The 26,613-nt window shown below is 44.4% G+C and carries 21 protein-coding genes and 1 tRNA gene; 11 read left to right on the forward strand and 11 right to left on the reverse strand.

The window, feature by feature from the left end:
* Positions 1 to 3: 3 nt before the first annotated feature.
* Positions 4 to 558, reverse strand: coding sequence for a crossover junction endodeoxyribonuclease RuvC (gene ruvC / locus ACZIX4_RS13965; RefSeq protein WP_463336257.1), 555 nt, complete (start codon positions 556 to 558; stop codon positions 4 to 6).
* Positions 559 to 581: 23 nt separating this feature from the next.
* On the opposite strand from ruvC, the gene ACZIX4_RS13970 reads away from it, so the two are divergent.
* Positions 582 to 1,520 (forward strand): hypothetical protein, encoded by a 939-nt coding sequence (locus ACZIX4_RS13970; RefSeq protein ID WP_463336258.1) that lies wholly within the window; start codon positions 582 to 584, stop codon positions 1,518 to 1,520.
* 74 nt (positions 1,521 to 1,594) lie between these two features.
* Here the strand turns inward: ACZIX4_RS13970 and ACZIX4_RS13975 are convergent, their stop codons facing one another.
* Positions 1,595 to 2,077, reverse strand: a complete 483-nt coding sequence (locus tag ACZIX4_RS13975) for a hypothetical protein (RefSeq protein ID WP_463336259.1) — start codon at positions 2,075 to 2,077, stop codon at positions 1,595 to 1,597.
* Between the two features lie 298 nt (positions 2,078 to 2,375).
* On the opposite strand from ACZIX4_RS13975, the gene ACZIX4_RS13980 reads away from it, so the two are divergent.
* Complete coding sequence (locus ACZIX4_RS13980) at positions 2,376 to 3,152, forward strand: hypothetical protein (RefSeq protein WP_463336260.1); 777 nt, start codon at positions 2,376 to 2,378, stop codon at positions 3,150 to 3,152.
* Between the two features lie 31 nt (positions 3,153 to 3,183).
* Here the strand turns inward: ACZIX4_RS13980 and ACZIX4_RS13985 are convergent, their stop codons facing one another.
* The 3 genes from ACZIX4_RS13985 to ACZIX4_RS13995 all read right to left on the reverse strand — a co-directional run bounded on the left by ACZIX4_RS13985 (position 3,184) and on the right by ACZIX4_RS13995 (position 6,089).
* Positions 3,184 to 3,960 carry a hypothetical protein gene (locus ACZIX4_RS13985; protein WP_463336261.1) on the reverse strand — a complete coding sequence of 259 codons (777 nt, stop codon included), beginning with the start codon at positions 3,958 to 3,960 and terminating at the stop codon, positions 3,184 to 3,186.
* Entirely contained in the window at positions 3,950 to 4,495 is a 546-nt protein-coding gene (locus ACZIX4_RS13990) for an RNA polymerase sigma factor (protein ID WP_463336262.1), read from the reverse strand. The genes ACZIX4_RS13985 and ACZIX4_RS13990 overlap by 11 nt, the downstream gene beginning before the upstream one ends.
* Before the next feature lie 205 nt (positions 4,496 to 4,700).
* Entirely contained in the window at positions 4,701 to 6,089 is a 1,389-nt protein-coding gene (locus ACZIX4_RS13995) for a dipeptidase (protein WP_463336263.1), read from the reverse strand.
* A 144-nt stretch (positions 6,090 to 6,233) separates the two neighbouring features.
* Here ACZIX4_RS13995 and ACZIX4_RS14000 point away from each other — a divergent pair.
* From ACZIX4_RS14000 to ACZIX4_RS14010, 3 genes are all read left to right on the forward strand, one after another.
* Positions 6,234 to 6,315, forward strand: a tRNA-Leu gene (locus tag ACZIX4_RS14000).
* Between the two features lie 504 nt (positions 6,316 to 6,819).
* On the forward strand, positions 6,820 to 7,095 hold the full coding sequence (locus ACZIX4_RS14005; RefSeq protein WP_463336264.1) for a helix-turn-helix domain-containing protein: 276 nt from the start codon (positions 6,820 to 6,822) through the stop codon (positions 7,093 to 7,095).
* On the forward strand, positions 7,095 to 8,012 hold the full coding sequence (locus ACZIX4_RS14010; RefSeq protein WP_463336265.1) for a hypothetical protein: 918 nt from the start codon (positions 7,095 to 7,097) through the stop codon (positions 8,010 to 8,012). The genes ACZIX4_RS14005 and ACZIX4_RS14010 overlap by 1 nt, the downstream gene beginning before the upstream one ends.
* Before the next feature lie 55 nt (positions 8,013 to 8,067).
* Here ACZIX4_RS14010 and ACZIX4_RS14015 read toward each other — a convergent pair whose 3' ends face one another.
* Positions 8,068 to 8,895: a hypothetical protein gene (locus ACZIX4_RS14015; RefSeq protein ID WP_463336266.1), complete on the reverse strand. Its 828-nt coding sequence runs from the start codon at positions 8,893 to 8,895 to the stop codon at positions 8,068 to 8,070.
* Positions 8,895 to 9,263 (reverse strand): hypothetical protein, encoded by a 369-nt coding sequence (locus ACZIX4_RS14020; RefSeq protein ID WP_463336267.1) that lies wholly within the window; start codon positions 9,261 to 9,263, stop codon positions 8,895 to 8,897. The genes ACZIX4_RS14015 and ACZIX4_RS14020 overlap by 1 nt, the downstream gene beginning before the upstream one ends.
* 87 nt (positions 9,264 to 9,350) lie before the next feature.
* Here ACZIX4_RS14020 and ACZIX4_RS14025 point away from each other — a divergent pair, with 87 nt between their 5' ends.
* Entirely contained in the window at positions 9,351 to 9,587 is a 237-nt protein-coding gene (locus ACZIX4_RS14025) for a helix-turn-helix domain-containing protein (RefSeq protein WP_463336268.1), read from the forward strand.
* A 311-nt stretch (positions 9,588 to 9,898) separates the two neighbouring features.
* Here ACZIX4_RS14025 and ACZIX4_RS14030 read toward each other — a convergent pair whose 3' ends face one another.
* Positions 9,899 to 11,200, reverse strand: a complete 1,302-nt coding sequence (locus ACZIX4_RS14030) for a phage integrase SAM-like domain-containing protein (RefSeq protein WP_463336269.1) — start codon at positions 11,198 to 11,200, stop codon at positions 9,899 to 9,901.
* Positions 11,201 to 11,728: 528 nt separating this feature from the next.
* Between ACZIX4_RS14030 and ACZIX4_RS14035 the strand changes: the two genes are divergently transcribed.
* From ACZIX4_RS14035 to ACZIX4_RS14045, 3 genes are all read left to right on the forward strand, one after another.
* Positions 11,729 to 13,315: an ABC-F family ATP-binding cassette domain-containing protein gene (locus tag ACZIX4_RS14035; RefSeq protein WP_463336270.1), complete on the forward strand. Its 1,587-nt coding sequence runs from the start codon at positions 11,729 to 11,731 to the stop codon at positions 13,313 to 13,315.
* A gap of 189 nt (positions 13,316 to 13,504) precedes the next feature.
* Entirely contained in the window at positions 13,505 to 14,923 is a 1,419-nt protein-coding gene (locus ACZIX4_RS14040; RefSeq protein WP_463336271.1) for a T9SS type A sorting domain-containing protein, read from the forward strand.
* 180 nt (positions 14,924 to 15,103) lie between these two features.
* Entirely contained in the window at positions 15,104 to 17,515 is a 2,412-nt protein-coding gene (locus ACZIX4_RS14045; protein ID WP_463336272.1) for a glycoside hydrolase family 2 TIM barrel-domain containing protein, read from the forward strand.
* Positions 17,516 to 17,539: 24 nt separating this feature from the next.
* On the opposite strand, the gene ACZIX4_RS14050 is transcribed toward ACZIX4_RS14045, so the two are convergent.
* The gene (locus ACZIX4_RS14050) at positions 17,540 to 18,289 is read right to left on the reverse strand and encodes a LytR/AlgR family response regulator transcription factor (protein ID WP_463336273.1); all 750 of its coding nucleotides are present in this window, start codon (positions 18,287 to 18,289) and stop codon (positions 17,540 to 17,542) included.
* Positions 18,286 to 20,091, reverse strand: a complete 1,806-nt coding sequence (locus ACZIX4_RS14055) for a tetratricopeptide repeat-containing sensor histidine kinase (RefSeq protein ID WP_463336274.1) — start codon at positions 20,089 to 20,091, stop codon at positions 18,286 to 18,288. Before ACZIX4_RS14055 ends, ACZIX4_RS14050 begins: the two co-directional genes overlap by 4 nt.
* Before the next feature lie 171 nt (positions 20,092 to 20,262).
* Here ACZIX4_RS14055 and ACZIX4_RS14060 point away from each other — a divergent pair, with 171 nt between their 5' ends.
* Both ACZIX4_RS14060 and ACZIX4_RS14065 read left to right on the forward strand, forming a co-directional pair.
* Entirely contained in the window at positions 20,263 to 20,469 is a 207-nt protein-coding gene (locus ACZIX4_RS14060) for a hypothetical protein (RefSeq protein ID WP_463336275.1), read from the forward strand.
* 434 nt (positions 20,470 to 20,903) lie between these two features.
* Complete coding sequence (locus ACZIX4_RS14065) at positions 20,904 to 21,830, forward strand: glycoside hydrolase family 43 protein (RefSeq protein ID WP_463336431.1); 927 nt, start codon at positions 20,904 to 20,906, stop codon at positions 21,828 to 21,830.
* A gap of 226 nt (positions 21,831 to 22,056) precedes the next feature.
* Here ACZIX4_RS14065 and ACZIX4_RS14070 read toward each other — a convergent pair whose 3' ends face one another.
* Positions 22,057 to 26,613 carry a TonB-dependent receptor plug domain-containing protein gene (locus ACZIX4_RS14070; RefSeq protein ID WP_463336276.1) on the reverse strand — a complete coding sequence of 1,519 codons (4,557 nt, stop codon included), beginning with the start codon at positions 26,611 to 26,613 and terminating at the stop codon, positions 22,057 to 22,059.

Here is a 26,613-nt window from a genome sequence, read left to right on the forward strand (position 1 = left end):
GTTTTATTTAACCCGCTCAGGGTTTTGCTTTAAAAAAGCATCCCATCCGCTGTAACTTTTCCCGGTTACAGTGGCTTTTTCGGTATTAAAGTGGTGGCACACGGCTGCGGCAAGCCCGTCGGTACTGTCCAGGTTCTTGGGCAGTTCTTTCAGGCCCAGGAGTTGTTGCAGCATTTTGGCCACCTGTTCCTTGCTGGCGTTACCGTTTCCGGTAATGGCCATTTTGATTTTCTTGGGTTCGTATTCGGTAACGGGTATCTGGCGCGAAAGCCCTGCCGCCATAGCTACGCCCTGTGCACGGCCCAGCTTCAGCATACTCTGCACGTTTTTGCCAAAGAAAGGCGCCTCAATGGCTATTTCGTCGGGGTTGTGGGTTTCTATAAGCTCTATTGTACGCTCAAAGATGAGTTTCAGCTTCAGGTAGTGGTCGTCGTATTTACTAAGGTTCAGTTCGTTCAGCTGTATAAACTGCATGTTTTTATTCACCACCCGTATAAGCCCGAAGCCCATAATAGTGGTGCCGGGGTCAATGCCTAATATAATACGTTCGCTTGCCAAGGTAAAATCGTTACTTTTGCGGGATGAAAGCCCTGCCCGACAAAGCTAAGCAATTGTTTGTTCTTATTGCCAAAATTTTGGTGGTGGCCGGCGCATTTTATTTCATTTACCAACGCGTTTCCACGGGCAACCAATTCGACCCCGAACGTTTATCTGAAGCGCTTGGCAGGCCGGGCGCGGTGTGGCTTATCATTGCAATAGTCTTCCTTACGGTAATGAACCGTTTCCTGGAGGTGCTGAAGTGGCAGGCGCTGGCCGGTACGCTGCGGCCTATATCGTTGGGTAAATCTGCGGCACAGGTGCTGGCGGCAGTTACAGCAGCCATTTTTACGCCAAACGGGCTGGGGGAGTACGCTGCCAAAGCTTTCTATTATAAGAAAGAGGAAGCAGGGCAGGTGGTGTTCCTTAACCTGGTGTGCAACGGCGTGCAGATGATCATAGCCATACTGGCGGGCCTTAGCGGGCTTGTTGCATTCAACGTTATGTACAGCGTTATCCCAAACAGTCTGTTACTGCTTATACTTGCTGCCATTGCGGTAGTAGCGGGACTGGTTTTTGCTTCGCGAAAAATTACCATAAAAGGCTACTCAATACAGCGGTTGATAGAAAAAATACAGGCCCTGCCGAAAAGCGTGCACCGCCGTAATATGCTTTACGCGCTGCTGCGTTATTCGTGCATTGCGATACAGCACTATTTACTTTTTGTACTTTTTGATGTTACGGTACCTGCCTATATAATGTTGCCTGCCATAACGGGGATATACTTCTTGGGTTCGTCATTGCCGAATTTTACGTTTATCGATTTTGCCGTGCGCGGCAGTGTTGCCGTGTTTTTCTTTGGGAAAATAGGTGTGGATGAATGGATAGTAGTACTTGTAGCTACCCTGCAATGGCTGCTGAACATAGTGCTGCCGGTAGTAGCGGGCAGTTACTTTGTACTTACATTTAAGAGGGCAAGGTAATTTTATATATCTCGCAAAGTCGCGGAGGCGCAAAGCTTTGCGCCTCCGCGACTTTGCGAGGAAAATATTTATGGTTACTCCCCCGAATCTAAAATAATAGGGATTACAAACTGGCTTTTTACCGGGATACCCTCTTTTTGTGCGGGTTCTATTTTCGGGAAATCAGCCAGGCGGGCTTTTATGATGCTGTCAAATTTACTGCGGCTGTAGCCTGTGGTATCGGCCGGGAATTGCGGTTCAAACTCCACGCGCGCATCGGGGTATACGGTTACTTTCAGGGTTATGGTATCCATGCAGGGGTGCAGCATGGCTATAGTATCTGCCCCCAGGCGTTCCTGTACCAGCCGTGCCATACTGCTGAAAAAACATTCTTTTTTCAGCTCTTTGTCGGTTATGGCATCGCAGCCTTCAAGTGACGGGTAACTGCTCACTTCCTTCCAGTTGATTTCCTTCAGCCGTTGCTGCAACAGTTCTTCCTCATTCGGCACCTGCTTCTCGAAGTATTTGCAGGAGCACAAAATGAGCATGAAAGGCAATAAAAAGGCTGATTTTTTCATGAAGTGGCAACCGTGTTTTTATAACATTAGCCAAAAATAAGGAAAATTTATTTAGTGCCTGCCGTTATTTCGGGGCAAAGGCATTATATGCCTTTTTATTGGGTTTTGGCCACGAATTGCGCTAATTCTCACAAATTTCAGCCATGGTTCAATTGTTGAATTTCAAAAAATGGTTTAAAATGAATTAGGATTAGTGTAAATTAGTGTAATTCGTGGCTGATTTTTTATGATGTTATTACCCTGTGCTTTACGGAATTTCCTTACCTTAGGCTTTGTCAATCTTAATCAACCCGAAACTATGAAAATATTCTATTCCCTTCTTCTTGCAGGTGCCGCAGCAATGGGCCAGCAAACCCCGAATGATGTGGCTTTGGCCGAAAACCCGTCGCAACCGAGTGGCATGGTACAACAGGTTAATGTTGCCAAAAAGCGTACGGAACATACCGTGAAGCCGGTAAGGCACCAGGATAATGGCAGGCTGTACATGTCGGCCATAAACATGCAGTATGCGTTTTTGGTGAAACCGAAAGAAGCCGATACCTACCTTAGCACCCTTACCTTGCCGCTTATGAAAGCTGCCTTTGAGGCAGAGGGGCATCCGGGAGTATTTGAAAAAGTGAATTTTACTACCCTTGTAAAGATAGAGCTGCTGGAAAACCAGAATAATGCACCCGGTGATAAAATAGAAGGCTTTGAGCAGCTTGCCATAATTACCAATGCAGAGAATGCCAAAGAATTTATCATAAAGCTTGATAAGGAAGTTGCCCTGCCGCAAAACGGCGCCTTTGTGCAGCTTACCGTTATAGGGCGTTGTGATGCTGAGGGTGTGCTTTCAGAAGCAAAGCCAAATTACGCAACCTATAAGGATGCGGATGGCAATGAGCGTTTTTATATGGACTACTGCCAGCCAAATTTCCCGCTTACGGAAAGGCCAAAGGGAACGCTAACGTATGTGAAGAACCCGAACCGCAAGGTCGTGGAATGGGAAGCGATTAACGAACCATCGCTGCACGCAATAAAAAAATACCCTGATTTTAATATCGGGTTTGGGTATACAACAGTAAGTTATAAATAATAAATGCCGCTCACAGAGCGGCATTTATTATTTACGGTGACCTTCGGATGTAGTCCACTTTTACATCCATCTTTTTTACGGTGTCGGCTTTAGAAAGCACGTTTGTAGTTACAATACTGTCCAGTTTGCAGTTGCAGTCCTTTTTATCGGGTATGGTGTAGCGGTATACATCGCCGCCGGGTGCCTTTACAATAAGCTGCATGCCGTTGTTGTCCTTGTATTTTGCTACACTGGCTGCAGTAAGGCTGTCAAACCGTTCGCGGCTCAGGTTGCGTTCCAGTACGGTAATCACGGTACGCTTGCGGTTATAATTTACTGATAGCTTTAAACTTTTTACCGCCGGTTTTGCAGCTACATTGGACGAAAATGGTTTAAACTTCGGCAGGCTATCTGCTGTCGGTGGAATTGCTGCCTGCTGTTTTCCCGAAGTAGGGGCAATGGTACCTGTTTTTACAACGGGCTTAGGTTGTATAGCCTTAAACGGTATAGCTTTAACCGGTTTTACAGTATCAGTAACTGTCGTGGCACTTTCGGGTTGAGGTAGCACGGGGCCATTGTTAATAATGGTTGGTTGGTCTTGCTTTTGTACTGTTTTTGGTTCAGATAAACTTATGTATGCTAAAGCCCCGATTGCAATAACCCCCGCACCAATAAGCGCGAACAGCCCTTTGCCTGCCCACCACGGGGTTTTGGCAATGGCATCCACAGCCATCTGCTGCTCTATGCGTTGCCATAGGGCATCATCTGGAGCTTCGTCCATTTTATGGGCATTTTGCCTGAAAAAATTATCCAGTTCGTTATTTTCCATGGGGAGCAGATTTTTTTACCGGGTTAAAAAAAGTTTTCTTCAGTTTTTCGCGGGCGTAGTTCAGCTGGCTTTTGCTGGTTCCTTCGGTTATGTTCAGCATCTGGGCTATTTCATTATGCTTGTAGCCTTCTATGGTATACAGGTTAAACACCACACGGGCGCCTTCGGGCAGTATTTTCAGCATCTGTTCTATGTCGCCTTCCTGCACCAGCCTGTCGGCATCGGGCAATACGGGTATCAGCACGGCGTCGGGCTCGGTTTCGTTCTTAAAGTCGGTTTTCTTGCGCAGTTCCATCAGGCAGCAGTTTACCGCAATGCGCAGCACCCAACCCTCAAAACTACCCTCGTTTTTGTAAGTGCCAATTTTTTGGAACACCGTTAAAAAAGCGTTCATGGCCATTTCCTCGGTACGTTCGCGGTCTTTCATGTAGCGCCTGCATACGCCCATAACCTTCGGCCCGAATGTTTCGTACATCCGGTGCTGGGCCTTACGGTCGTTTTGCAGGCAGCCTGCTATGAGTTGGGCTTCAGTCATGTGGTCAGCGGTTCAGTATCTTTTTTATAAAGATGCACATAATACCGAAAGGGTTGTAACGGGCATAAAAAAAATCTGCACTTAGGCAGATTTTTTTGGTTGTTAGTTGATAGTTGTTGGGAGCTTCCCTCATACGTAACATTTGTTTCAATGGTTAGAAAATGCCGAGTGATGTTTCTAACAACCAACAACTGGCAACCAACAACTATTTCGAAAGCTCCGCAAAATGCTTATAAAACAACGGAATGGTTTCAATGCCTTTCAGGTAGTTGAAAATGCCATAGTGCTCGTTTGGTGAGTGTATGGCATCACTATCCAGGCCAAAGCCCATCATTATTGTTTTGCTTTTCAGTTCTTTTTCAAACAGCGCCACAATAGGGATAGAACCTCCTGAACGTACCGGTATCGGCTTTACGCCAAAGCTTTCTTCGTATGCCTTGGCAGCGGCCTGGTAGCCAATGCTGTCTATAGGGGTTACATATGCCTGACCGCCGTGGTGTGGGGTAACTTTTACTTTTACACCTTTAGGTGCTATAGCAGTGAAATGTTTTGTAAACAGTTCTGTGATTTCGTTCCAGTCCTGGTCAGGCACCAGGCGCATCGATATTTTGGCGTAGGCCTTACTTGCAATAACCGTTTTGGCACCTTCGCCGGTATAGCCGCCCCAAATGCCGTTTACGTCAAGCGTAGGGCGTATAGAGTTGCGCTCGTTAGTGGTGTAGGTAGCTTCGCCGTACACGTCTTCAATGTCCAGCGCTTTTTTGTACGCATCAAGGCTAAACGGCGCTTTTGCCATTTCGTCACGCTCTTCGCGGCTCAGTTCCTCTACTTTGTCGTAGAAGCCCGGTATGGTAATGTGGTTGTTTTCGTCGTGAAGCTGGGCAATCATCTTGGCCAGTATGTTTATAGGGTTGGCTACAGCACCGCCGTAAAGACCAGAATGCAGGTCGCGGTTAGGTCCGGTAACCTCTACCTCTACATAGCTAAGGCCGCGAAGGCCGGTAGTAATGCTGGGCTGCTGGTTAGAAATCATCCCCGTATCTGAAATCAGGATAACGTCGTTTTTAAGTTTGTCCTGGTTGCGTTCTACAAACCAGGCAAGGCTTGGCGAACCCACTTCTTCCTCGCCCTCAATCATAAACTTTACGTTGCACGGCAGGTTGTTGTTTTGTATCATGTATTCCAGCGCCTTTACGTGCATGTACATCTGCCCTTTGTCGTCGCAGGCACCACGGGCGAAGATGGCCCCTTCAGGGTGCAACTCTGTTTTTTTAATTACCGGCTCAAAAGGGGGAGAGGTCCACAGGTCAATAGGATCGGCAGGCTGCACATCGTAGTGGCCGTATACCAGTACTGTAGGCAGGGCAGGATCTATGGTTTTTTCACCGTAAACAATAGGGTAGCCGGGTGTTTCGCACAGTTCCACTTTATCGCATCCGGCGGCTTTAAGGCTGGCAAGCACCGCATCGGCGGTGTTAATTACGTCTTGGCTGTAGGCGCTGTCTGCGCTAACCGAGGGTATTTTAAGGAGTTCAATCAGTTCGTTTATAAATCGGTCTTTGTTTTGGCCGACATAATTTTTTATGTTATCCATTTATTATGAGAGATATACGATTTTAAGCCAAATGTACAGAAAAAATAATAATTAATTTTTGCCCATTTTGCTTGCAGATGTGGAAAAGCGCCGTATATTTGCACCCGTAATAATGAAACAAACACTGTCAAGTATTACTGACCTGCGGGTGTGGTGAAATTGGTAGACACGCCAGACTTAGGATCTGGTGCCTCACGGTGTGTAGGTTCGAGTCCTATCACCCGCACTGAACAAAGAGCCTATTAACTTGAAATACAGTTGATAGGCTTTTTTTATGGTTTTAAATTCCCCTAAAAGCCCCCCTGTTTTCTGAGTTATTGTGTTTTTGAACATATTTTTATCCAGCCTTATATAACTGAATAACCTAATTTCGGCTTTAAGTTACAAAATTATTTTTCTTCTGTGCTTTTCTGTAGTTAAAAATTAGTCAAAGTTTTCTTAAAAAACATACCTTTTTGTATGAACTTAAATTAACTCGATGTTAAGTTGTTGTTCGTAAGGGTTTTAAATCCTGCAAATACTTTAACACTTCCAATTTACTGCTTGTGAAACCCTCTACTTTGCCGTAACTTTGTATTCGGAATGTCAGGTAATCCCCCTTACCGAAGCAAAACCAACCGACTTTAAGTGTACACAAAAGAGTCATTTAGTATCAAGTAATTTTTTTTAACTCATTCATTCCCAGTAAAAACATTATTCTGGGCTGGATAACTAATGTTTATTTTTAAAGATGGCACAAACAGTAAGAATTATCGACCTAACGAAAGAAGACTTAATTCAGTTAATAAAAGAGGCTGTACCGCCTCAAAAATGCCCTCCTTGTGAGGAAACTAAACCTATAGTAAAAGAGCTGCTAACCCGAAAAGAGGTTAGTGAGATGCTAAATGTTTCCCTGACTACATTACACGATTGGAATAAGCAAGGTATATTACTCGCAAAAAAAGTGATGGGCAGGGTACTATATAGACGTGAGGACATTATGAACCGACTAAGTACAGCAGCATAATGATAGATAACGTAAAATTTTGGGTTCGGGAAAGGGAGATTTTAGCGAACCATATCAACAGCACCCATGTAATCGATTTAAATGCCAAATACAACGTTTTTACAAGTGAGATGCAGGATTGTCCTCTGAAAGGGAAATATTTCAATATGGAAGTAGTATTGACCTGTAAAGGGGCTTTTGGGAACGGCAGCATACATAAGCTAACAAATCTTATAAAAGGAGGGCTTGACCAGAACTATAATGACCTCTGCTTTTCATCTGCCAATGAGAGTATATTGCACCTTATGAAAACTCTACAGATTGAGGACAAAACATCCTTAACTAATTTAGAGTTTGGCTTAAATATTTATATATCAAAACCCCCACAGGAGTTTTTAGACTTCAATCTCCTAATGTATGATTATGGCTCTCACCAGCGGGATGAAAAATTTAGAGGACGGGGGGACTTCAAAGAGTATCAAAAAACGGATTACTCTCTAAAGATTTACAATAAGGCTAAACAATACAGATTGAAAAGTAATATCTTAAGAGTTGAAGTCAAAATCACAAGTAAACGTAAACTTCAAAGTTTAGGGGTGTTTAGGCTTGAAGATTTGCTAAAGGAAAACACTATGACAACATTATACGCTTTTCTGATTGAGGAGCTACAGAAGCTAATGATTGTTGATGATTATTCGGATGTCAATATTTCTCAAGAGGATAAGAAATTGCTTATGGAGTGCACTAACCCTTTATACTGGAAGAAATTGGCAAGAGATAAGACCGATAAAGTAAGAAGAACCAGGAAGGCAAGGTTTAATGACCTTTTAGCTAAATATGGCTTAGATACCACAAAAAAGGAAATTCTTAGTAAAGTGGCTGAAAAGTTTTCCGAAATGATGGGGTGCTCACTTACTACAATAAAAGTAGCTGCTTAGGGCTGGAATGTCAACTATAATACCTATAACAATAACGCCCTGCCGGGCGTTTTGTTTAGGGTAAAGGAAGTTGATGTACATTGAAAGCAACACATATCAAACCTTCTACTTTAAACTTGCCATTCGTCGAATACTTTTTAGCATCCTCATCAGATAAATCTTGTAGTCTAAAATCTGCTAAGAACCTTGCATAATCGTCAATCAAAGCAGGTACAATTTTAATGATGTAGTGAGTTCCATTTGCCTTATATGGTATGGGATATGTGTTCTTAACTTTAAGTGCTTCTTCAAAGGTCATATATTTTTTGGTTTTAGGAATTGCGAAAATTAATAGGACAAAAATTAACAGGGAAGCAAATATTAAAAAACCGACAGTTGCACCCAACTTGTTTTCTGTATCTGGGGTATCTGGGGTATCTGTATGTGTTTGATAGGTGTAAAACTTAGTCTTATTATCTTCAAAGTCTTTTAATGGCTGTGAGTGTTCTTTTTCATACAGATAGTCTTTGTAATTCTGGCTATATTCACTTTGAAAAGCGGTGTCTTTACTTTGGTACAAACTTTCTACATGTTTAGCTTCCGACTTATAGTAATCGCTTTCAACCTTTGAGACTGGTGCAGGCATAACATTTGCCAATGGATTTGTGCTGCCTACGTAGTTTACATCGTAATAGTATGAACTTTCACGAGGCTTTGTTCCCCAATCGCCTGTATGAGGATTGACATTACCTAAAGTACTGTAATTGTTGTTGACCGTATTGTCGGGTGGAGTCCTATAATGCCCCTCAACATAAGTGCCTTCACTTGTGGTATAACTGTTTACCCAAACATCCTGCGCTTTAAGATGAGGAGATACTAACAAAATAAAAAGTAGTATTTTCATCATTGCTTCGTATAAGTTACACCATTTGTTTCTATCTGGGTATTACTAATCTTTGTAAAATGATAAGTTACGCCTGTACCAGAGCCAGTTAGAACAATTTCATAGCTTGTACTTGTAGAAATTTCATCAAACTCTAATGGTTGCTCTTTATAACACGTAGTATTGTTATATAACACAGTACAGAAGTTGTCCGAAGTAAATTTAAATCCTGAAGAAACACCAGCATCCAGAAACTCTTGATTGAGCCATGTCCCTTGTATCCAAGTAGGAGGGTTGATTTCATTGTTTTGCGATGTAGCACTATTGTCATCGGAGCCTGAGCAGCTAAGTAGCAGAATCGCTACTGTCAAAAGTAAAGCTTTTTTCATTAGGTGGCTTTTAAAGGTTACTACAAAGATATAAAATTGGATACACAAATGTATCCGTGAGGTTTTTTATTGTTGTGACCTTTGAATATGCAAACTTCAGAGGACAAATTTCTGGTGGATTTAGGTATCCATATTCGGAGGTTGAGAGAGGAGAAAAACCTTTCTCAACAAGATTTGGCTGATGATGCTGAACTGCCTAAAATTCAAATCCAGCGAATTGAGCAGGCTAAGATTAACACAACTGTACTGACATTAGTCAAAATTGCCAATGCCTTAGATGTAGAACCGAAGCAACTTTTAGACCTTAAACTTAAAACTGATTAAGTGTCAGTCAATTTGAGTAGCTTTCCTTAAAACCAAAGAAAATGAGCTGTTTAGCTTGTATAAATATAGGGATTATCGTTGTCTTTATATATCCGTAAATTTATAATTTACATCTACCACCGTAGCTACCTTATTATACTATGTAAATAACAATTTCACAGGCTGCTCGGAGTTGCAATAATTTCCTTTTATATTATATCGTTTTTTATAAAATTGTTTCTCTGGTCATAACCGTACCCTCTGTCCTAAATAAGACGGGGTGCAAGTAGGGTTTTACCCTACCCGCCTCCCAGTTTGTAATCTTTTGCAGTTTAGGCAGCTTTACCCTGCATATAAGTATTCCAGTGAGCCTTTAATTTTTCAGCATATTCTCTCGGTGTAATCTTTATGTATTTAAAGAATTGATTTTCAGTTTTATGACCAGTTATCTTCATTATAGTTAGTGTATCAATCTGTCCATAGTGATTAGTAGCAAATGACCTTCGGCAAATATGAGATGAAACTAATTCATGCTTGGAATAAATCTTTTTCTGTTTCCTGTGTATAGTTTCCTTCTTGCCGTCAATATCAACTGTTAATTCGTCAATTTTTGCACCGTATACCTTTTCTGTAATGCCTGACTGTTTACAAACTTCTTTGATGTATGAGTTGAACCTTTGGTCACTTATTTGACGAGGGAATTGTCCTTCCCTTTTTTCAAGGATAGCACTCACTTGTGAATGTATAGGTATAATAGCTGGATACTCTGTTTTCTGATTAGTGTTATAGATAAAACCTTCAATAATATCCTCCGCTTTCAGTTTTAGAAGGTCGGACACCCTTAAACCAGTCCAAACCCCTATTATAAGCCAATCCCTCGCATTATCTAAGTAATCCTGACTAAACTCGGTGTTATATATTTTATTGATTTCTAATTCATTAAGATAAATATCAGAGGTAGAGTTGATTGGTGTGTAAAACTCAGACAGTTTATAGTCTTTAGATACACGGTATTCTTTTTTGTCAGCATTGCTGCAAAACAACTTTATGTCGTCAATATACCCACCAATAGTGTTTGGGTTAAGAAATTGATGGTTTTCAAGGTAATGAACAAACTTAGTATGAAACTTCAGGTCTAAGTCAATTAATTTCAGCTTTTTCCCTAAGTACGCCTCAAAGTCTATAATCTTATTTAAGGTGGTTTGATAGTGCTGTATGGTGCGAGGCTTAATTGGTGTGTTTTTTTTGCTCTTTTTTGTCCTTGACTCTTCTATGAATTGCTTTATGTAGTTGGTAACAAACACTTTGTTGTCAATATCTGGGTTTGCTGTTTCCCTGTTAAAGAAAGTACTTAATTTTTCTTTGAGCCACCTGCTGTTAATAGTTATTTCATCCAGCTTTGTAAGTTGAAACTCCTTGCTTAGAAATGCCTCTAAAGCTTTCAGTTTGCTATTTACAGCTTTATAATCTATTTCTGTAGTTTGTAGTACCTGTTGCTTTGCATCACTCCACCTCCCTTTGGGAGCTTCCAAGCCTGTAGATAGTTCAATATCGAACTGGCTACCCTGTTTAAACCTCACGTAAATACTGTTGAAATCCTTGTCTCCTTTTACTCTAAATTTTGTTGTTGACATATCACTTTTTTAATTGTTTTTGGCTTTACAAAGTTAGTGGCTGTAGGACAGGGGCTATCTCAAAATTCCCCCAATTTTCCCCCACTATTTGCTTTGCGGCTCTTTATTCAATCGTATTCAAGTGAATGCAACTTTATACTTTTCCCCTTATTTATAAGGGTTTAGTTGATTGTGTCTAACTTAGAAAAACGTCAGTTTATACTGGATTCGCCTTCTATCACCCGCACAACAAAAGCCTCTGATTTTCAGAGGCTTTTTTTATTCCTGAAATTTTACGCTCAAATTTTTTCGGATCAATATTAATTGATACCAAAAGGTTTCATGGTTAGTTAAAGTGATTAGTACAAATATAGTGTATAAATAGCAGTGGTGTAAACAAGAATTTTCCACGGTACGGTTCGTAAAAGATTGCTATCTTTGCACCGTAAAACCACAGGTAACGAAATGTAAAAAGTAATCTCTTTTAGTAAAAATAAAAGTAGCCGCCACACAGCGGTTATGGTTTGTTTCATCACTAAGAAAGAAATTATGGTTATCCTTCAAAACATTTCATATTCACATCTGAATAAAGATGTGCTGTTTACCAATATCAGCCTTACTATAAACGCGTACGAAAAAGTTGCCATAACAGGCAATAACGGTGCGGGCAAATCGACATTATTAAAAATAATATCAGGCGAATTACAACCGTTATCAGGCCATCTGGATGTGGGTGCTACGCTGTACACGGTGCCCCAGGTTTTCGGGCAGTACGACCACCTTACCGTGGGACAGGCGCTCCGGGTAGGGGATAAGCTTATGGCGCTCCGTGAAATTTTAAACGGCAATGCCACTGAAGCCAACTTCGAGCTGCTGGACAATGACTGGGGCATAGAAGAACGCTGTGCCGAAGCCCTGCAACACTGGGGCCTTTCGGGTATAGATATGTCCCAAAGTATGGGGGCGCTGAGCGGCGGGCAAAAGACTCGTGTTTTCCTTGCGGGGATTTTAATCCACCAACCCCAACTGGTACTGATGGATGAACCAAGCAACCACCTTGATGCTGCGGGCAGGGAGCTGTTGTATGAATATATCCCTTCGGCTAAAATAACCCTTATTGCCGTGAGCCACGACCGTAAGTTGCTCGGGTTGTTCGGCAGGGTGTGCGAGTTTAGCAGCAAAGGGATAAAAAGCTACGGCGGCAATTACGATTTTTACGTGCAGCAAAAAGCAATAGAGCAAAATGCCCTGAGCCAGGACATACAATCGAAAGAAAAAGCATTGCGCAAAGCCCGTGAAAAAGAACGGGAAACCATAATACGCCAGCAAAAACTGGATGCACGGGGCAAAGGCAAGCAGGAAAAAGCCGGTGTAGCCCGTATTATGATGAATACGCTTAAAAACAATGCCGAGGCTACTTCATCTAAGCTGAGGGATGTGCATGCCGAAAAGATAGACGGCATCAGTAAGGATTTGCAGGGTTTACGTGCCGAAGTAAACGACCCGGCCAAAATGAAGTTTGGCTTCAGGGATTCGGCCGCCCATAATGGCAAGGTGTTAGTAAAACTACAGGGTGTCAACTACAGTTATGGCGCCACTACTATATGGAAGCATCCGTTAAGCCTTGAAATTACTGCCGGCGAACGCATAGCCCTGAAAGGCGCTAACGGCAGCGGTAAAACCACACTGATACAGCTTATTACCGGATGCCTGCAACCTACTGAGGGTACGGTACACAATGCGGGGATCCATTGCCTGTACATCGACCAGGATTATTCACTGATAGACAATTCGCTGAGTATATACGGTCAGGCCATGCAGTTTAACGATTCCGGGCTTGAAGAGCATGACATTAAAATACGGCTGAACCGTTTCCTGTTTACACGCGAACATTGGGATAAGCCGTGCAGTACCCTAAGCGGTGGCGAACGCCTTAAACTGTTGCTGTGCTGCCTTACGATAATAAGCACGCCACCCCACATCATTATTTTAGACGAGCCTACAAACAACCTCGATATTAACAATATAGAAATGCTTACGGCTGCTGCCAAAGAGTGCAAAGGCGCGCTTATAGTAGTATCCCATGACGAAACGTTCCTTAACGAAATAGGTGCAGGGCGTACATTATTGTTGTAGCAACGTTATAGGTTATCAAAAAACTGTGGTATTGCTATTTTTAGTATGTGTGGTATTATGTTTAAAAAAGAATCATTAGTTTTTTATCCTGGATTTGTTATTTATTGAATTTTAGGGTGATAGCCTGTTTAGTGGCGGTTTTCTTCAGAAAAAATGTTAAGTTAGTAAAAACCTAAAAAACCATTTACTATGAAAAAGATTACCCTGCTTTTGCTGGCATGCTCTGCTATGGGCTACAGCCAGTGTATTACTAACATACAGGCTTCAGAACACCAGTCTGTAATCATGAAAGATGACGGCACCATATACTCATGGGGCTGGGGACTGGTAGACCTGGGCAATATGGGCCTTGGCCCTACCGGTGATGTGAACACACCTACGCAAATAGGCACCGGTACCGATTACAGCAAAATTTTTGCCGGGGCAACAACAACCTTCACGATTAAAAATGACGGTTCGCTTTGGGGTACAGGCCTGGGCGATCAGGGCCAGCTGGGCAACGGTATTGCACAAACTTTTTATAAGGTGTATAATTTTGTTCAGATAGGCACCGCTACCGACTGGAAACAGGTTAGCTCTAACCGCGAGCATACACTCAGTGTAAAAAACAATGGTACACTGTGGGCATGGGGTTCTAACTATAGCGGCAAGCTGGGTAATTCGTCTACTTTACCCAGCCTGGTTCCCATACAGATAGGTACGGGTACAGACTGGACCTGGGTAACCACCGGGGTGCTTTCTTCTTTTGGTTTAAAGACCGATGGTACCTTATGGTCGTGGGGTGGTAACGGCAGTGGGGCGCTGGCGCAGGATTTAAGTAATACAACTGTCCCTTACCCTATGCAGGTAGGTACCGATACTGATTGGGCTGCTGTAAAAGGGGCACATGCCGGTATTCACTGCCTGGCATTAAAGACCGATGGCAGCCTGTATGTTTTTGGTGGTGTATGGAGCAGCGGTACGGGGCCGTTAGGCCTGGGACCTGAATTTGAGCAGGGATTGATAAGTTTCCCGATGCAGATAGGTACCGATACCGACTGGGTGTTTATAGAATCAGGCTTTAACGATTCGTTTGCCATAAAAGCCGACGGTACGCTGTGGGGCTGGGGCCAAAATGATTACGGGCAGGTAGGCGACGGTACTACGATAGATAAAAACGTACCGGTACAGATAGGCACCGATACTGACTGGGCTGTAGTAAGTGCCGGGCGCGAACATACACTGGGGCTAAAAACCAACGGCGATTTATATGCCTGGGGGAATAATACAAATTCTCAACTGGGTACGGGGGATAATGTACACCACTTAGAACCGTTTTTGGTATATACCTGCGTGGCTACTTCAGCTGTAGATGCTTTTGCCCAAAATACGATACGCATGGCGCCAAACCCTGCACACGATGTGGTAACCGTATCTTTTGAAGGCAAAGCTGAATACGATACTATAGAGGTTTATGATATTTCGGGCAGGAATGTTTTTAAAACAACTATTGCCCCCGTAAACAACAAGATAAGCTTTGATGTAAAAAGCCTTGCTAATGGTGTGTATACCGTGTTGTTTAAAGCCGGTAACGGAGCTGTGGTTTCAAAGAAACTGGTTAAGAATTAACCGTAATGAAATATAATAAATTGGGGCTGTTGAATCATGTTCAACAGCCCGGATTTTTATTTAAAGTTCCTCAAAATCTTTTTTGCAAGTAGTACTAAATCGTTTTCAGGATAGGTCAGGATACCTTATAGCGCGGAAAACAATACGTTTGCAACAAGTATATCAGAACCTTACTGTTTTATGAAAAGCAAGATATTTTTACTATTAAGTATACTACTCCCTTTATTATCCTTCTCACAAAAAACAGATAACAATAAAAGAGTAGTACAGCTATTTAACTATGACTGGAAGTTTCATTTTGGTGAGGAAGAAAATGCTTCGGCCGTTGACTATAATGACAGTGCCTGGCGTAAGCTCGATTTGCCACACGATTTTCAGATGGAACAACCGTGGGATGAAAAAGCGAGCCGCGGGCGTGGGTTTAAAGCCATGGGCACCGCATGGTACAGGAAATCATTTAAACCTAATGCTGCATGGAAAGGCAAAAAGGTACTGCTGGATCTGGAAGGGCTTATGCTGTATGGGGAGGTGTACTTAAACGGTACCAAAGTTATGGATGTAGACTATGGCTATCTTGGTGCCGAGGCCGATATCAGCAAGCTTTTAAATTACGGGGGAGAGAATATTGTGGCTGTACACGCTTCTACAGGAAAAAATGGCAGTTCGCGCTGGTATACAGGGGGCGGGTTGTTTCGTGATGTGCATTTAGTGGTAAAAGATACCATAGCCATTGCCCGTAATGGGGTTTATATTACCACGCCTAAAATTTCGGGCCAACAGGCTGAAGTCAACGTACAGGTGGAAATGGAAGGTATAACCGGTAAGCGGTTAGATGTACAGATTATGGCAAAAATATACGGCCCGGATGGTAAGCAGGTTGCAGAAACCAGGATAGCAGCTCCGCAGGGTAATAAGCTGCGGAAGATTGAAGTACCATTACCGGCAGTAACTATTGCACAGCCGCAGCTTTGGTCTTGTGAATCGCCAAGCCTTTATAAAGCCGAAGTTACTGTATCATATAACGGAAAGGTAATAGATAATGTAACGGAAAATTTTGGGATACGCACTATAGAGTTTTCTCGTGAGCATGGTTTTATGCTGAATGGAAAAAAAGTTATCCTGAAGGGTATAGCAAACCATCATGACCTGGGTACACTGGGGGCTGCAGTATACGATGATGCAATAGAACGATTATTTAAACAGTTAAAGGCTTTTGGTTTTAACCATGTGCGTACTTCACACAACCCGTATTCAAAATCATTTATGGAACTGGCCGATAAGCACGGTATACTCATTGTAGACGAACTGTCGGATAAATGGAGTGAAGAAACGTATTGGCCGGGTAAGAAGCCGTTTACAGAACTGTGGTACAAGATGGTCCCCGAATGGATAAAGCGCGACCGCAACCATCCGTCTGTTATATTATGGAGCCTGGGTAACGAGCTGCAAATGCGCGAAGACCTGGCCGGTTTTGATACCGGAGACTGGGGTGTAACCACCTACAAAATCGTTGATGTACTAGTAAAACGTTACGATAATACACGCAAAACTACCGTAGCGATGCACCCTTCACGCGCGGGAGGGCTTAATAAGAATGATGCGGATTTCAATACAAAAATATTCCCACCGGAGCTGGCTACGATTACTGAGGTAGCCAGCTTTAATTACCGCTATGCCAATTATCAGGAATACCTTAAACACGCGCCTGATATGATAATCTATCAAAGTGAAGCTACTACCAATGAGCTTTTGGCGCCTTATTTCGGTATGGACCTTGATAAAATGGTGGGGCTTGCCTATTGGGGTGCTATAGAGTATTGGGGAGAATCAAACGGATGGCCCCGCAAAGGCTGGAACTTTTCCTACTTTAACCATGCACTTCAGCCTTACCCGCAGGCCTATCTTATAAAAAGCGCATTCAGCAGTGAGCCTCTTGTACACATTGGTGTAGTGGATAAAGCTGCCGAGAGTATGGAGTGGAATGAGCAAACTATTGGTACCGTTAATGTTTCGTCGCACTGGAACAGGGAAGCAGGGAAAAAATATGACGTGTATACTTATACGAATGTCGAAGAAGTGGAACTCCTGGTTAACGGAAAATCTTTCGGTGTCCAAAAAAATGATGTTGTAAATATAGACAAGAGAAATAAGATACTATGGCAGGGAGTACCTTATGGGCAAGGGACTATTGTTGCTGTGGCTAAAAACAACGGGAAAGAAGTAGCCAGGCATACACTGGAAACTACCGGTAAGGCAGTAGCCCTTAAAATAGAAGTTGAAAACGAAAAAGAACTTTGGAAAGCTGGAGGGGCTAACCTGAAATATATTAAGGTTTATGCCGTAGACAGCAAGGGACGTGTGGTTGCAGATGCAACCGGAACAGTAAAATTCCGGGTATCTGGTGTGGCAGAGCTTATATCTGTAGACAACGGCGACCATACTACTAACGAACTTTTCAATACCGACCATATTACAATGCATAATGGGTTTGCCCTCGCGATATTACGTTCGGGTAAAACGGCCGGAAAAACTAAACTTATTGTTTCTGCAGATGGTTTAAAGAGTTCGGAAATAACGCTTTTAACAAAATAAGTATATCGATATTACACAGGTTGACTACTTAAAATTCCTCAGAAAATCTTCTTTGTAGGTGGGCGAAATTTCTATTTCGGTATTGTCCTGCAGGGTTATGTAGCCGCCTTTGTTGTACAGTTTTACAAAGTTGAGATTCACTATGTGCGACTTATGTACGCGTATAAATGGCAGTGGCAGCATTTCGTCAAAGTGCTTTAAGAAGCGGCAGGCCATTTTTTTAGAGCCGTTGGTAAGGTAGAGGTCGGTAAAGTTACCATTGCCTTTAAGGCGCATTATCTCCTCCATTTTTATCACCTCGAAGCCTTCCATCGTGGGGAGTATTACCTGTTGTTTTTCGGGCTTAGGCTCGCGGAAGTTCTCTACAATAACCCTGTTGCGGTTAAAGAGTTCCTTGTTCATCACCTGTTGGTACACCTTGTTTACGGCGACAATAAGCTCCTCTATGCTAATGGGTTTCAGCAGGTAGTAGGCCGCACTCATGTTCAGCGCCTTCAGCGAATATTCCGAAAAAGCCGTAACAAAAATCGTCTGGAAATCAAGCCCTGCGCAGGCTTCCAGCACGTCGAACGCATTGCCAAACGGCATTTCCACATCCAGGAATACCAGCTGCGGCTGCAACTCATGCAATAGCGGAATGGCCTCGCGGCTGTTTTGTGCTTCGCCTATCACCTCTACCTGCGGGCAGTATTTAGCCAGGTAGCTCTTCAGCACCTCGCGGGCAGCGGTTTCGTCTTCTACAATTACACTTTTTATTTTCGTTACGTTCATCATGGTTTGTGTATAAGGGGTATGGTAACGGTAACCACCGTACCGGTTTCGGGTGGCAGTTTTTCGCTTACGCTAAATGCCATATCCATTTTATAAAGTTCGTTCAGCAGGGCCATGCGCTCGCCCGTATTGGTAAGCCCGCGGGAGTGGTGTTCCTTCTGGTTACGGGTTTTCAGTTCGCTGCTTTTGGTGATGCCAATGCCGTTATCGTCCACCGTAATGCGTACATTTTTCCCTTCCAATGAAAAAGCCAGTTTTAGCAGGCCTTTGGTTTCGCGGTAGCGCAGCCCGTGCCAAATGGCGTTTTCCAGGTGCGGTTGCAACACCATGTTTGGTACCCACACGGCATCTGGGTCCAGTTTTTCGTCTACGTGTATTTCAAAGGCAAATTTATCCTTAAAGCGCAGGTATTCCAGCTCCAGGTACTTGGTAAGGTTCTCCGTTTCATTGGCCAGCGTAATAAAATCCTTATTGGAATTTTCCATGGTATTCCGCATCAGGTTAGAGTAGGAGGTAAGGTACTTATTGGCTGCCAACTCATTATTCTGCGCTATAAACTGGTTGACGCTGTTAAGGCTGTTAAACAGGAAATGCGGGTTCATTTCAAGGCGTAATGATTGCAGGGCGATTTCCTTGTTCTTGGTTTTTATCGAACGCAATGCCTTGGCAATTAAGCCTAACAGTAGCAACAATATTACCGTAGCGCCCAACAGGAAGTAACTGAACAGGTTTTTGCGGCTTATCAGTTCGTCCTTTAGTTTCTTTTCATTTTCCAGAGTACGGATGCGCTCCTCGGTAACCTTAAAGGTTTTGGCATCGGTAAGCGACTTATCCGAAAGGATAATACGGTCCAGGTTCTTCAGGAAACCCTCGTACAGCGCCAGGCTTGCCGTGTCGTTTCCGGTTGTTTTGTAGTGGTTAGTAAGCTTTAGCAGGCTTTCGCGCGCATCGAATGTTTTGCCGTTGGCACCCGCTAAGGTATAAGCCTCTTTAAGTGCTTTAACCGCATTGTCGGTATCACCAGTTTCAAAGTATATGGCGGCGAGGTATTGCTGCTGGGTTACCTGGGTATCGGTGTCCTTAACGGCGGCGGCTTTGGTCAATAGCTGCTTTACAATCTGCACCGCCTCATCATACCGCTTCCCCGAAACGTACAGCTTGGCAATCTCACTGTAAATTTTAAACTCCCTGCCCGGCAGGTTGGCAGCGTAGGGGAGTGCTTTGCGGTATTGTTCCAAAGCATTGGTGCTGTCGGCCTGTTTCAGGTTCAGCAGGGCCAATTGTACGTAAGCATCGGTAACCTCCCTTTTATTATTTCCTTTTTTCAGCAACTGTATATTCTGGTCAAGGTACCGTGCTTCTACGACCAAATTACCACGGCTCCTCAGGCGATTGTAGTCGTTGTTGTTTAATGTTTTCAGGGCATTTCCGGTAGCGCTTTCGGCAGCAGATTTATAGCTGCGTGAGGCCGCCACCCATTGTTTCTGCCGTTCCTGTATTTTGGCTATGCTGCGTAATACCCTTGCCCTGCTGTCGGCATCTTTGGCCTGGGTATAAATACCGAGTGCTTTCAACAGGTTTTTGGCGGCCTGTGGTAAATCATCCTTATCGGCGAATTCCTGTGCCAACAGTTCATAGTTGCGGGCTATTTTATAATCGTCGTTTTCTATCAGCGCTTTTTCCAGGTCGCCCGCCGCCTTTTTTATTTCGGCAGGGGTTTCCTTTTTGGCATGCTGTGCCTGTAACAGCGGGGCTGCCAGCAGGGTTAAGAGCAGTAAAAACAGTCGTATACAGGGGCGGTACATGCGGTGTTAGTATTAGTAGTGTAAAGGTAATCCATTTTTACACGCTTTTCCTATCGCTTTTACCAAGTGAAAACCCCGTTTCACCCTTTCTCCAAAAAACGGTGGTACAAGGGTGGTACATTTGTATCAGATAATTAACCGAGTAAATAATTTTTAAAAAAACTTAGAATCATGAAAAAGCAATTTGTATTAGCCGCTGTAGTTCTTGCAACTGGATTTAGCTTTGTAAGCTGTGGAGACAAAAAACCTGAAACTACTGAGCCTGAAACTACTGAAGTTGTTGGAGATACTGCTGCTGTAGACACTAATGCTGCTGCTGCACCGGCTGCTGACACTACAGAAACTGCTGCTGCTAACGATACTGTAGCTAAGCAATAAGTATACGCACAGCAACCAACCAAATCCTTAAAAACCTTTAGCCAACGGCTGAAGGTTTTTTTGTTTTATGAAAATTCAGGTATACACCTACAAGGTCTTGAAGACCTTGCAGGAGCCGGAGAGTATCAGGCACAGTTAACCTGCAAGGTTTCCAAAATCTTGTAGGTTTCAAAAAATCCACCCAATCCGTTTCAATAGTGTTCCACTTTACACCACAATCCATCCTGCTTTTTCCACATTTCAGGTTAAAAATGCGCCCCAGTACAGATATTGGCACAATTTGAACAGATTCCGGAATGAATCGGTTGCAACGCTTCGGGTTTTAATCGGCTATTTTGCGAAAACGAAATAGACACTACAATCTGTAAAAAACCAAATCCATGAAACTATTTGCCAAAATTATACTGTGCCTGCTGGCGTTGCCCATGCTGGTGATGTGCAGTTCTGACGACAAAAAAGGGCAGGTTACCACCACCAAACTTAACCCTTACCTGGCCGACCCGACTATATTTGCCCTGAACGGCACCTATTATCTATACGGTACCAAAACCGACCCGAATATACCGGGCGAAGGCTTCTTGGTATACACCTCTACGGATCTTGAAATCTGGAGTGGCCCCGCCGGGCTCCATGACGGCTTTGCCTTTAAAAAAGGTGACGGTTATGGCGATACCGGCTTTTGGGCCCCGCAGGTTTTCCAGCATAATAACAAGTTTTATATGGCGTATACTGCCAATGAAAAGATAGCCATTGCCGAAAGCGACAGCCCACTGGGGCCGTTTACCAATGTGGGTAACCCGATACCTTCGGAAGTAAAGCAGATAGACCCGTTTGTGTTTTTTGACAACGGCAAAATTTACCTGTACCATGTACGCCTTGATAACGGCAACCGCATTTTTGTAGCGGAACTGGAAGATGATTTCAGTGCTATAAAACCCGGTACGCTTACCGAATGTGTACACGCCACCGAGCAGTGGGAGAACACCCAAAACGCATCGTGGGGCGTAACCGAAGGGCCTACCGTGTTTAAAAACGGCAGCCTGTATTACCTGGTGTATTCGGCTAATGATTTCAGGAACCCGGATTACGCCGTGGGCTATGCTACATCAAATAGTGCTACCGGCCCTTGGGTAAAACAATCCGGCAGCCCTATCATTTCCAGTGCACTGTTGGGTTACCAGGGAACCGGCCATGGCGATATTTTTTATGATACTGCGGGTACCATGCGATATGTATTCCATACGCATTTTTCGCCCGGCAAGGTAGACCCGAGGAAAACTGCAATAGTACCGCTTTCGCTAACAGGCAGTACGCTTTCGCTGCAACCGGGCGCTACCATAACCTGGCCTTTGGTGGAGTAGAAGTAGTTTCCTGATTACTTCCTGATTTTTTACCACCAGGTACACAAAGTTTTTTCACAAAGCCCACAAAGTTTTTTAAATAGCAATCTCAATTTGCGGTTGAAGTACACAAGGTTTTACATCCCTGCTTTGTGCCCTTCCGCCGAAGGCGGTTAATCCTTGCCTTGTGTTCTCTGTGAAAAAACTTTGTGGGCTTTGTGGTAAAAATACATTATCTAAAAAAGCCTTATTCCGTTACCTGCACCTGCAGGCCGTTGTTCCAGTTTTTGTTCTCGTTATCGTAGTACAGGTAGGCCGATGAAGCTACACCCTTGTAACTGCCCGGTACCTGCGCCTTCAGGTCGATGTTTATCTTGCGGGTTTCCCCGGCCTCAAACCTGCGGAAGTACAACACCAGCTCACTGTCGAACATTTCGTAGTAGGCTATCACGTCTTTTTCTACCAGTTCTTTCAGTTGCCATATCTCGGGGGTAGTACCGCCCGGTATGCCTATGCGTACCAGCGGGTTTGGTACAGCCTGCTTTGTGGTATTGGTTATTGCAGCTTCCAGGCGGGTGGTTTCACTCACTTTTACGGTATTGCGGGTGAGGGCTGTTTTCAGGGCCAACTGGCACTGTGGCGAATTTTCGGGCTGGTAGCTGGCGTAGGTTACGTAGAACAGGTACGGTACGCGCTTGCCTTCGTCTATGGTTATGTTTACCGAATTCTTGCCGGCAGCTACGTTGGTAGTAGTGCTTACAGCTATGTTGCCACTTTTGTTGGTATCCTTAGTGTTTAGTACAGTGCTGTTTACCGTGGCGCCCACAGTAGGCATATTGCTGCTGTAGCCTGTAATTTCGCAGAAGGTGGTAATGGCTTTAAGCGCCAGTGCCGTAGCCTGTGTAGAACCATAACCATTCAACCTTTTAGCCGATTGTATAAAGCCCAGCAGGTCGGGCAACTCAGGTGTTATCTGTTTTTCTTTCATCAGTGCCAATGCATAAAATGCCGTCCACTCTATTTTTTTAGATATGTTGTAGCTGTTTACCACGGTGCTTTCGGCTTCTACGTCAAAGTTCATGCCTTTGGTGGCCTGGCGTATGTTGCTTATCAGCTTTTGGTACGCATCCATATCGTTAAGGTTGTACGCAGCCAATGCCAGCAATGCCGAACGGTACACGTCTTTAGACTTATAGGCTTCCTCCAAAGTAGCCTTGTATTCGGCTTTAAAATCCGTTTCACCAATTTCCGAGAGTACGTATACGATGTAGGCATTGGCAGCCTTAGGTTCGCCTGCACCGAAGGCATCGAGCCCTTGGCGGTGGCCAAAGCCTCCCTTGCCGTCTTTTTTAGAATACAGCCATTTTACGGTGCGTTTTACCATAGCCTTATCTACTTTTACATACTGTTGCATTTCGTGGAATTGCAGCAGGCCGTACGCGGTAAGGGCCTCATGGCCGGGGTCGTGCCCAAACCACTCGAAACCGCCGCTTTTACACTCAAAACCTATCAGCCTGTTGTAGCCTTTTTGCAACAGGCTAATCGCTTTACCCTTAACTGATGGGTCGGTATCGATTTTTTCCAGCAGTTGCAGCGCCATAATGTTCGGGTAGTTTGAAGATGAGGTTTGCTCAAAGCAGCCATACGGTTCACGCAGCATGGCTTCAAGCCCGTTTGTAATTTCGTTGTACGGGTTGGTTATAAACTTTACTTCCGATTGGATGCTGCCCGGCACTGGGTTTTCTATGGCAAAGCTTTGGCTGCCGCTTTCGGTGCCCGAAAAGTTGAACGTCTTAGGGAAGCCCTTGGCATAGATATCCACAGTTTTGTTAATGGTGGTGCGGTACTTGTCAGATCTAAGCGTTATCTGCACCGGTATCTTTTCGCCTGCTTTTACAGCCTTTACGGCAAAGTACACCATCTTGCTTTCATTGCCCGAAAGGCTAACAGTAGCTGTGGGTTGCTGTGTTTCAATATTGTTGAGGGTGGTAAGCGAGGCATTTATGCTAATGTTTTTATCGCTGTTGTTTTTAATCCACAGCGGGATTTTTATTTCGTCTTCTTCGGTAGCAAACAGCGGTAGCTTCAGGTCGGTTTGCAGCGGTTCGCTGATGCTGTAAGTAAGCTTGCTAAGGCCAAGGTCGCCCTTATACGAGGTGCCTTCCGCCCAAATGGTATAGGCCGAGGTTTCATCGGAATTATAATATTCAAAGGCTGCCTTGCCCTGCGCATCGGTTTGTACGGTGGCGTTCCAGTACAGGCAGTTGCGGAAATCGGTTTTTTGCTCCGTTTCGGTAGTGGTATACACCGGGGCATAAAAGGCCGCAGGCGTGTTTACCTTACGGGAATTTGTCCGGCTGATGTCTTCAAACGTGTACTGGTAATGCCTGCCCAGCAAAATCCCCGAACCCTGTTTACGGTTTTTTGTATTCACTACAATTACCCCGTTTGCACCACGGCTGCCGTAAATAGAGGTAGCCCCGGCATCTTTAAGTACATTAATAGATTCTATTGTCTGTGGGTTTATATTCCTGAAGGCATCGCTGGTTTGCGGCACACCATCTATTATTACCAAAGGATCTGACGCACTGAAAACAGAGCGTGCCCCTCTTATCTTTAAATCTGCGTTAGCGCCCGGTTGCCCGGTACCGGTAGTTATGTCAAGACCCGCCACCTGGCCTTGCAGGGTTTGCACAAACGAAGCATTCGGGCGGCCTTCAATGGTGCGTGCTGTAACAGTGGCCACGCTCCCTGTAACAGCCTTTTTATTCATTGTACCGTAGCCTATTACCACTACTTCTTCCAGGGCTTTTGCATCTTCCTCAAGGTTTATATCGCCACCAATGGCTACTTCTTTTTCTCTTTCTTCCAACTTGGCATTCGCATCGGCTTTTACGGCAGGCTTGCCCGGCATTACGGCGGCCATTTCATCGGCTACAGCTATTTTGCGTTCCTCTTTCATGCGGCGTACAAGAGCCAGGTCGGCCACCGAACTTTTTATGGTGTATTTCCTGCTGTTGCGGCTTTCGGTAATCAGCACGGCACTTTTTTCAAAATGCGTACGTGCAAACTTAAAGTAACCCGACTTGCTGCTTTTGGTTTCGTACACCTTGCCGCTGTCGCTTATCAGGTATATTTTTAGCGATGCGGGCTTGTCCTTTTCATCCAGGACAAAGCCTTCCACATCGTTGCTTTTTTCGGGCAGCAGGGTTATGGGCGTACCGTCGTAGCTGTTGAGCTCCGGTTGTGCAAAGCGCCTCCAGCCGTGGGTGTTCAGCAGCAGGTCCAGCGCGGCGGTACGTTTTTCCAACGGTTCTTTGGTGTCAAAATAAAAGCGCGGTTCGTGTACCTTGCCCTTCAGTTCAAAGCCGAAGAACATCCATGTAAGCAGGTTGTGCTGCTTGTCGTCTATATAGGTAAGCAGCTTTTCATCTACCACCGAAACCGACAGGCTGCTGGGTACGGGCTTGCCGTTTTTGTCCTTGGTCAGTAGGCTAACCTGCACTTTTTCGCGGGGCAGGTACTGTTTTTTATCGGTGGTTATTTCTATCTGAAGGCCATCGGTATAGTTTACAAACACCAGGCGTTCGGCTACAATTTCGCCGTTTGCCGTAAGCGATAACGCATACATGCCCATAGGCAGGCCTTCGGTAGGGATATATTTTTGGTCGGTTTCACCCGATGCGGTAAACGGTATTTGTTTTACTATTTTACCCTGGCTGCGCAATACCAATTCGCATTTGGCATTTTTCGGGGCAAATGCAGATGCTTCCAATCCCTGAGCGCTGTCCCTTACGGTTAGGGTATAGCCTTTGGCCAATGCTTCAGGCAGTGCATAAATGCTGCTTGAACGGAACGGCGCCGTAATCACTGCCGAGTAAACCTGCCCGCGTTGTGGCGTAAAGCTTACTTTGCCCATACCATCGTAATAACTGGTAAAGTCCTGCACCTTGTTGCCGTTACTGTCCTGTATATAACCTGACACGTCGAGCGGTTTGCCAAATTCATTTTTGGCAATGAAAAACAGCGATGAGGCATGGCCTGCAATATAGTTTCCGCCTTCAGGCAAAAACTGCAAATCGGCAAAGTTAAGGTTGATGGGGATGGAGCGCGTAACCGATTCCTGAAGGTTGTCGTACATGATTTTCACGTTCACAATCCCGTCGTTCGACTTCAGGTCCTGCGGCAGCGTAAAGCGTATGGTAGCCTTGCCTTCGGTATCGGTAACGGCCTTTACCACATCGGCCTTTTTGCCTGCAATAAAAATCTCCGCTTCCAGGTCGTGCTTGCGTATCGGCTGGTTTTCTATGTTTTTCAATACAAAATCAGCCTCACAGGTTTCGCCTGCGCCATAGCCTTTCTTTTTAAAGTCCAGCGTCATCAGTACCCTTGGGGCAATGGTTTTCTGCACAAAGAACTGCTTCTCAAACGGAGGGTCGTTCAGCTGCTCCTGAAGGCGGGTGTAGGCTTTCAGCATGTACATACCGGCTGGGGCATCTGCGGTTATTTTGTACGAACCTGCCGAACCGCCGTTTTCTACCATATAGGTCTGGGTTTCGGCCTTTTTACCCGATGGGTCTATGATGTCCACGTACACATAGTCGCTTATGGGTACGGGGCGGTTGTCTGCCGTGGTGGTATATACCTTAAAATACACGGTTTCTTCGGGCAGGTACAGCACGTTGTTCAGGTGGGCGTATACCTTTTCGGGTTGCTGCTGTTTATAGTAGGTTTTTACGGCAGCGGTTTGCCCCAGTACGGTACCGGCGGCAAGTAGCAGTAGTATGCTGAATAATTTTTTCAT

This window comes from Flavobacterium niveum (assembly GCF_055231775.1).

Excerpts from the sequence above, each read along its gene's own strand:
- ACZIX4_RS13970 (WP_463336258.1), top strand. The coding sequence starts at position 582 with ATGAAAGCCCTGCCCGACAAAGCTAAGCAATTGTTTGTTCTTATTGCC.
- ACZIX4_RS13975 (WP_463336259.1), bottom strand. The coding sequence starts at position 2,077 with ATGAAAAAATCAGCCTTTTTATTGCCTTTCATGCTCATTTTGTGCTCC.
- ACZIX4_RS13980 (WP_463336260.1), top strand. The coding sequence starts at position 2,376 with ATGAAAATATTCTATTCCCTTCTTCTTGCAGGTGCCGCAGCAATGGGC.
- ACZIX4_RS13985 (WP_463336261.1), bottom strand. The coding sequence starts at position 3,960 with ATGGAAAATAACGAACTGGATAATTTTTTCAGGCAAAATGCCCATAAA.
- ACZIX4_RS13990 (WP_463336262.1), bottom strand. The coding sequence starts at position 4,495 with ATGACTGAAGCCCAACTCATAGCAGGCTGCCTGCAAAACGACCGTAAG.
- ACZIX4_RS13995 (WP_463336263.1), bottom strand. The coding sequence starts at position 6,089 with ATGGATAACATAAAAAATTATGTCGGCCAAAACAAAGACCGATTTATA.
- ACZIX4_RS14005 (WP_463336264.1), top strand. The coding sequence starts at position 6,820 with ATGGCACAAACAGTAAGAATTATCGACCTAACGAAAGAAGACTTAATT.
- ACZIX4_RS14010 (WP_463336265.1), top strand. The coding sequence starts at position 7,095 with ATGATAGATAACGTAAAATTTTGGGTTCGGGAAAGGGAGATTTTAGCG.
- ACZIX4_RS14015 (WP_463336266.1), bottom strand. The coding sequence starts at position 8,895 with ATGAAAATACTACTTTTTATTTTGTTAGTATCTCCTCATCTTAAAGCG.
- ACZIX4_RS14020 (WP_463336267.1), bottom strand. The coding sequence starts at position 9,263 with ATGAAAAAAGCTTTACTTTTGACAGTAGCGATTCTGCTACTTAGCTGC.
- ACZIX4_RS14025 (WP_463336268.1), top strand. The coding sequence starts at position 9,351 with ATGCAAACTTCAGAGGACAAATTTCTGGTGGATTTAGGTATCCATATT.
- ACZIX4_RS14030 (WP_463336269.1), bottom strand. The coding sequence starts at position 11,200 with ATGTCAACAACAAAATTTAGAGTAAAAGGAGACAAGGATTTCAACAGT.
- ACZIX4_RS14035 (WP_463336270.1), top strand. The coding sequence starts at position 11,729 with ATGGTTATCCTTCAAAACATTTCATATTCACATCTGAATAAAGATGTG.
- ACZIX4_RS14040 (WP_463336271.1), top strand. The coding sequence starts at position 13,505 with ATGAAAAAGATTACCCTGCTTTTGCTGGCATGCTCTGCTATGGGCTAC.
- ACZIX4_RS14045 (WP_463336272.1), top strand. The coding sequence starts at position 15,104 with ATGAAAAGCAAGATATTTTTACTATTAAGTATACTACTCCCTTTATTA.
- ACZIX4_RS14050 (WP_463336273.1), bottom strand. The coding sequence starts at position 18,289 with ATGATGAACGTAACGAAAATAAAAAGTGTAATTGTAGAAGACGAAACC.
- ACZIX4_RS14055 (WP_463336274.1), bottom strand. The coding sequence starts at position 20,091 with ATGTACCGCCCCTGTATACGACTGTTTTTACTGCTCTTAACCCTGCTG.
- ACZIX4_RS14060 (WP_463336275.1), top strand. The coding sequence starts at position 20,263 with ATGAAAAAGCAATTTGTATTAGCCGCTGTAGTTCTTGCAACTGGATTT.
- ACZIX4_RS14065 (WP_463336431.1), top strand. The coding sequence starts at position 20,904 with ATGTGCAGTTCTGACGACAAAAAAGGGCAGGTTACCACCACCAAACTT.
- ACZIX4_RS14070 (WP_463336276.1), bottom strand. The coding sequence starts at position 26,613 with ATGAAAAAATTATTCAGCATACTACTGCTACTTGCCGCCGGTACCGTA.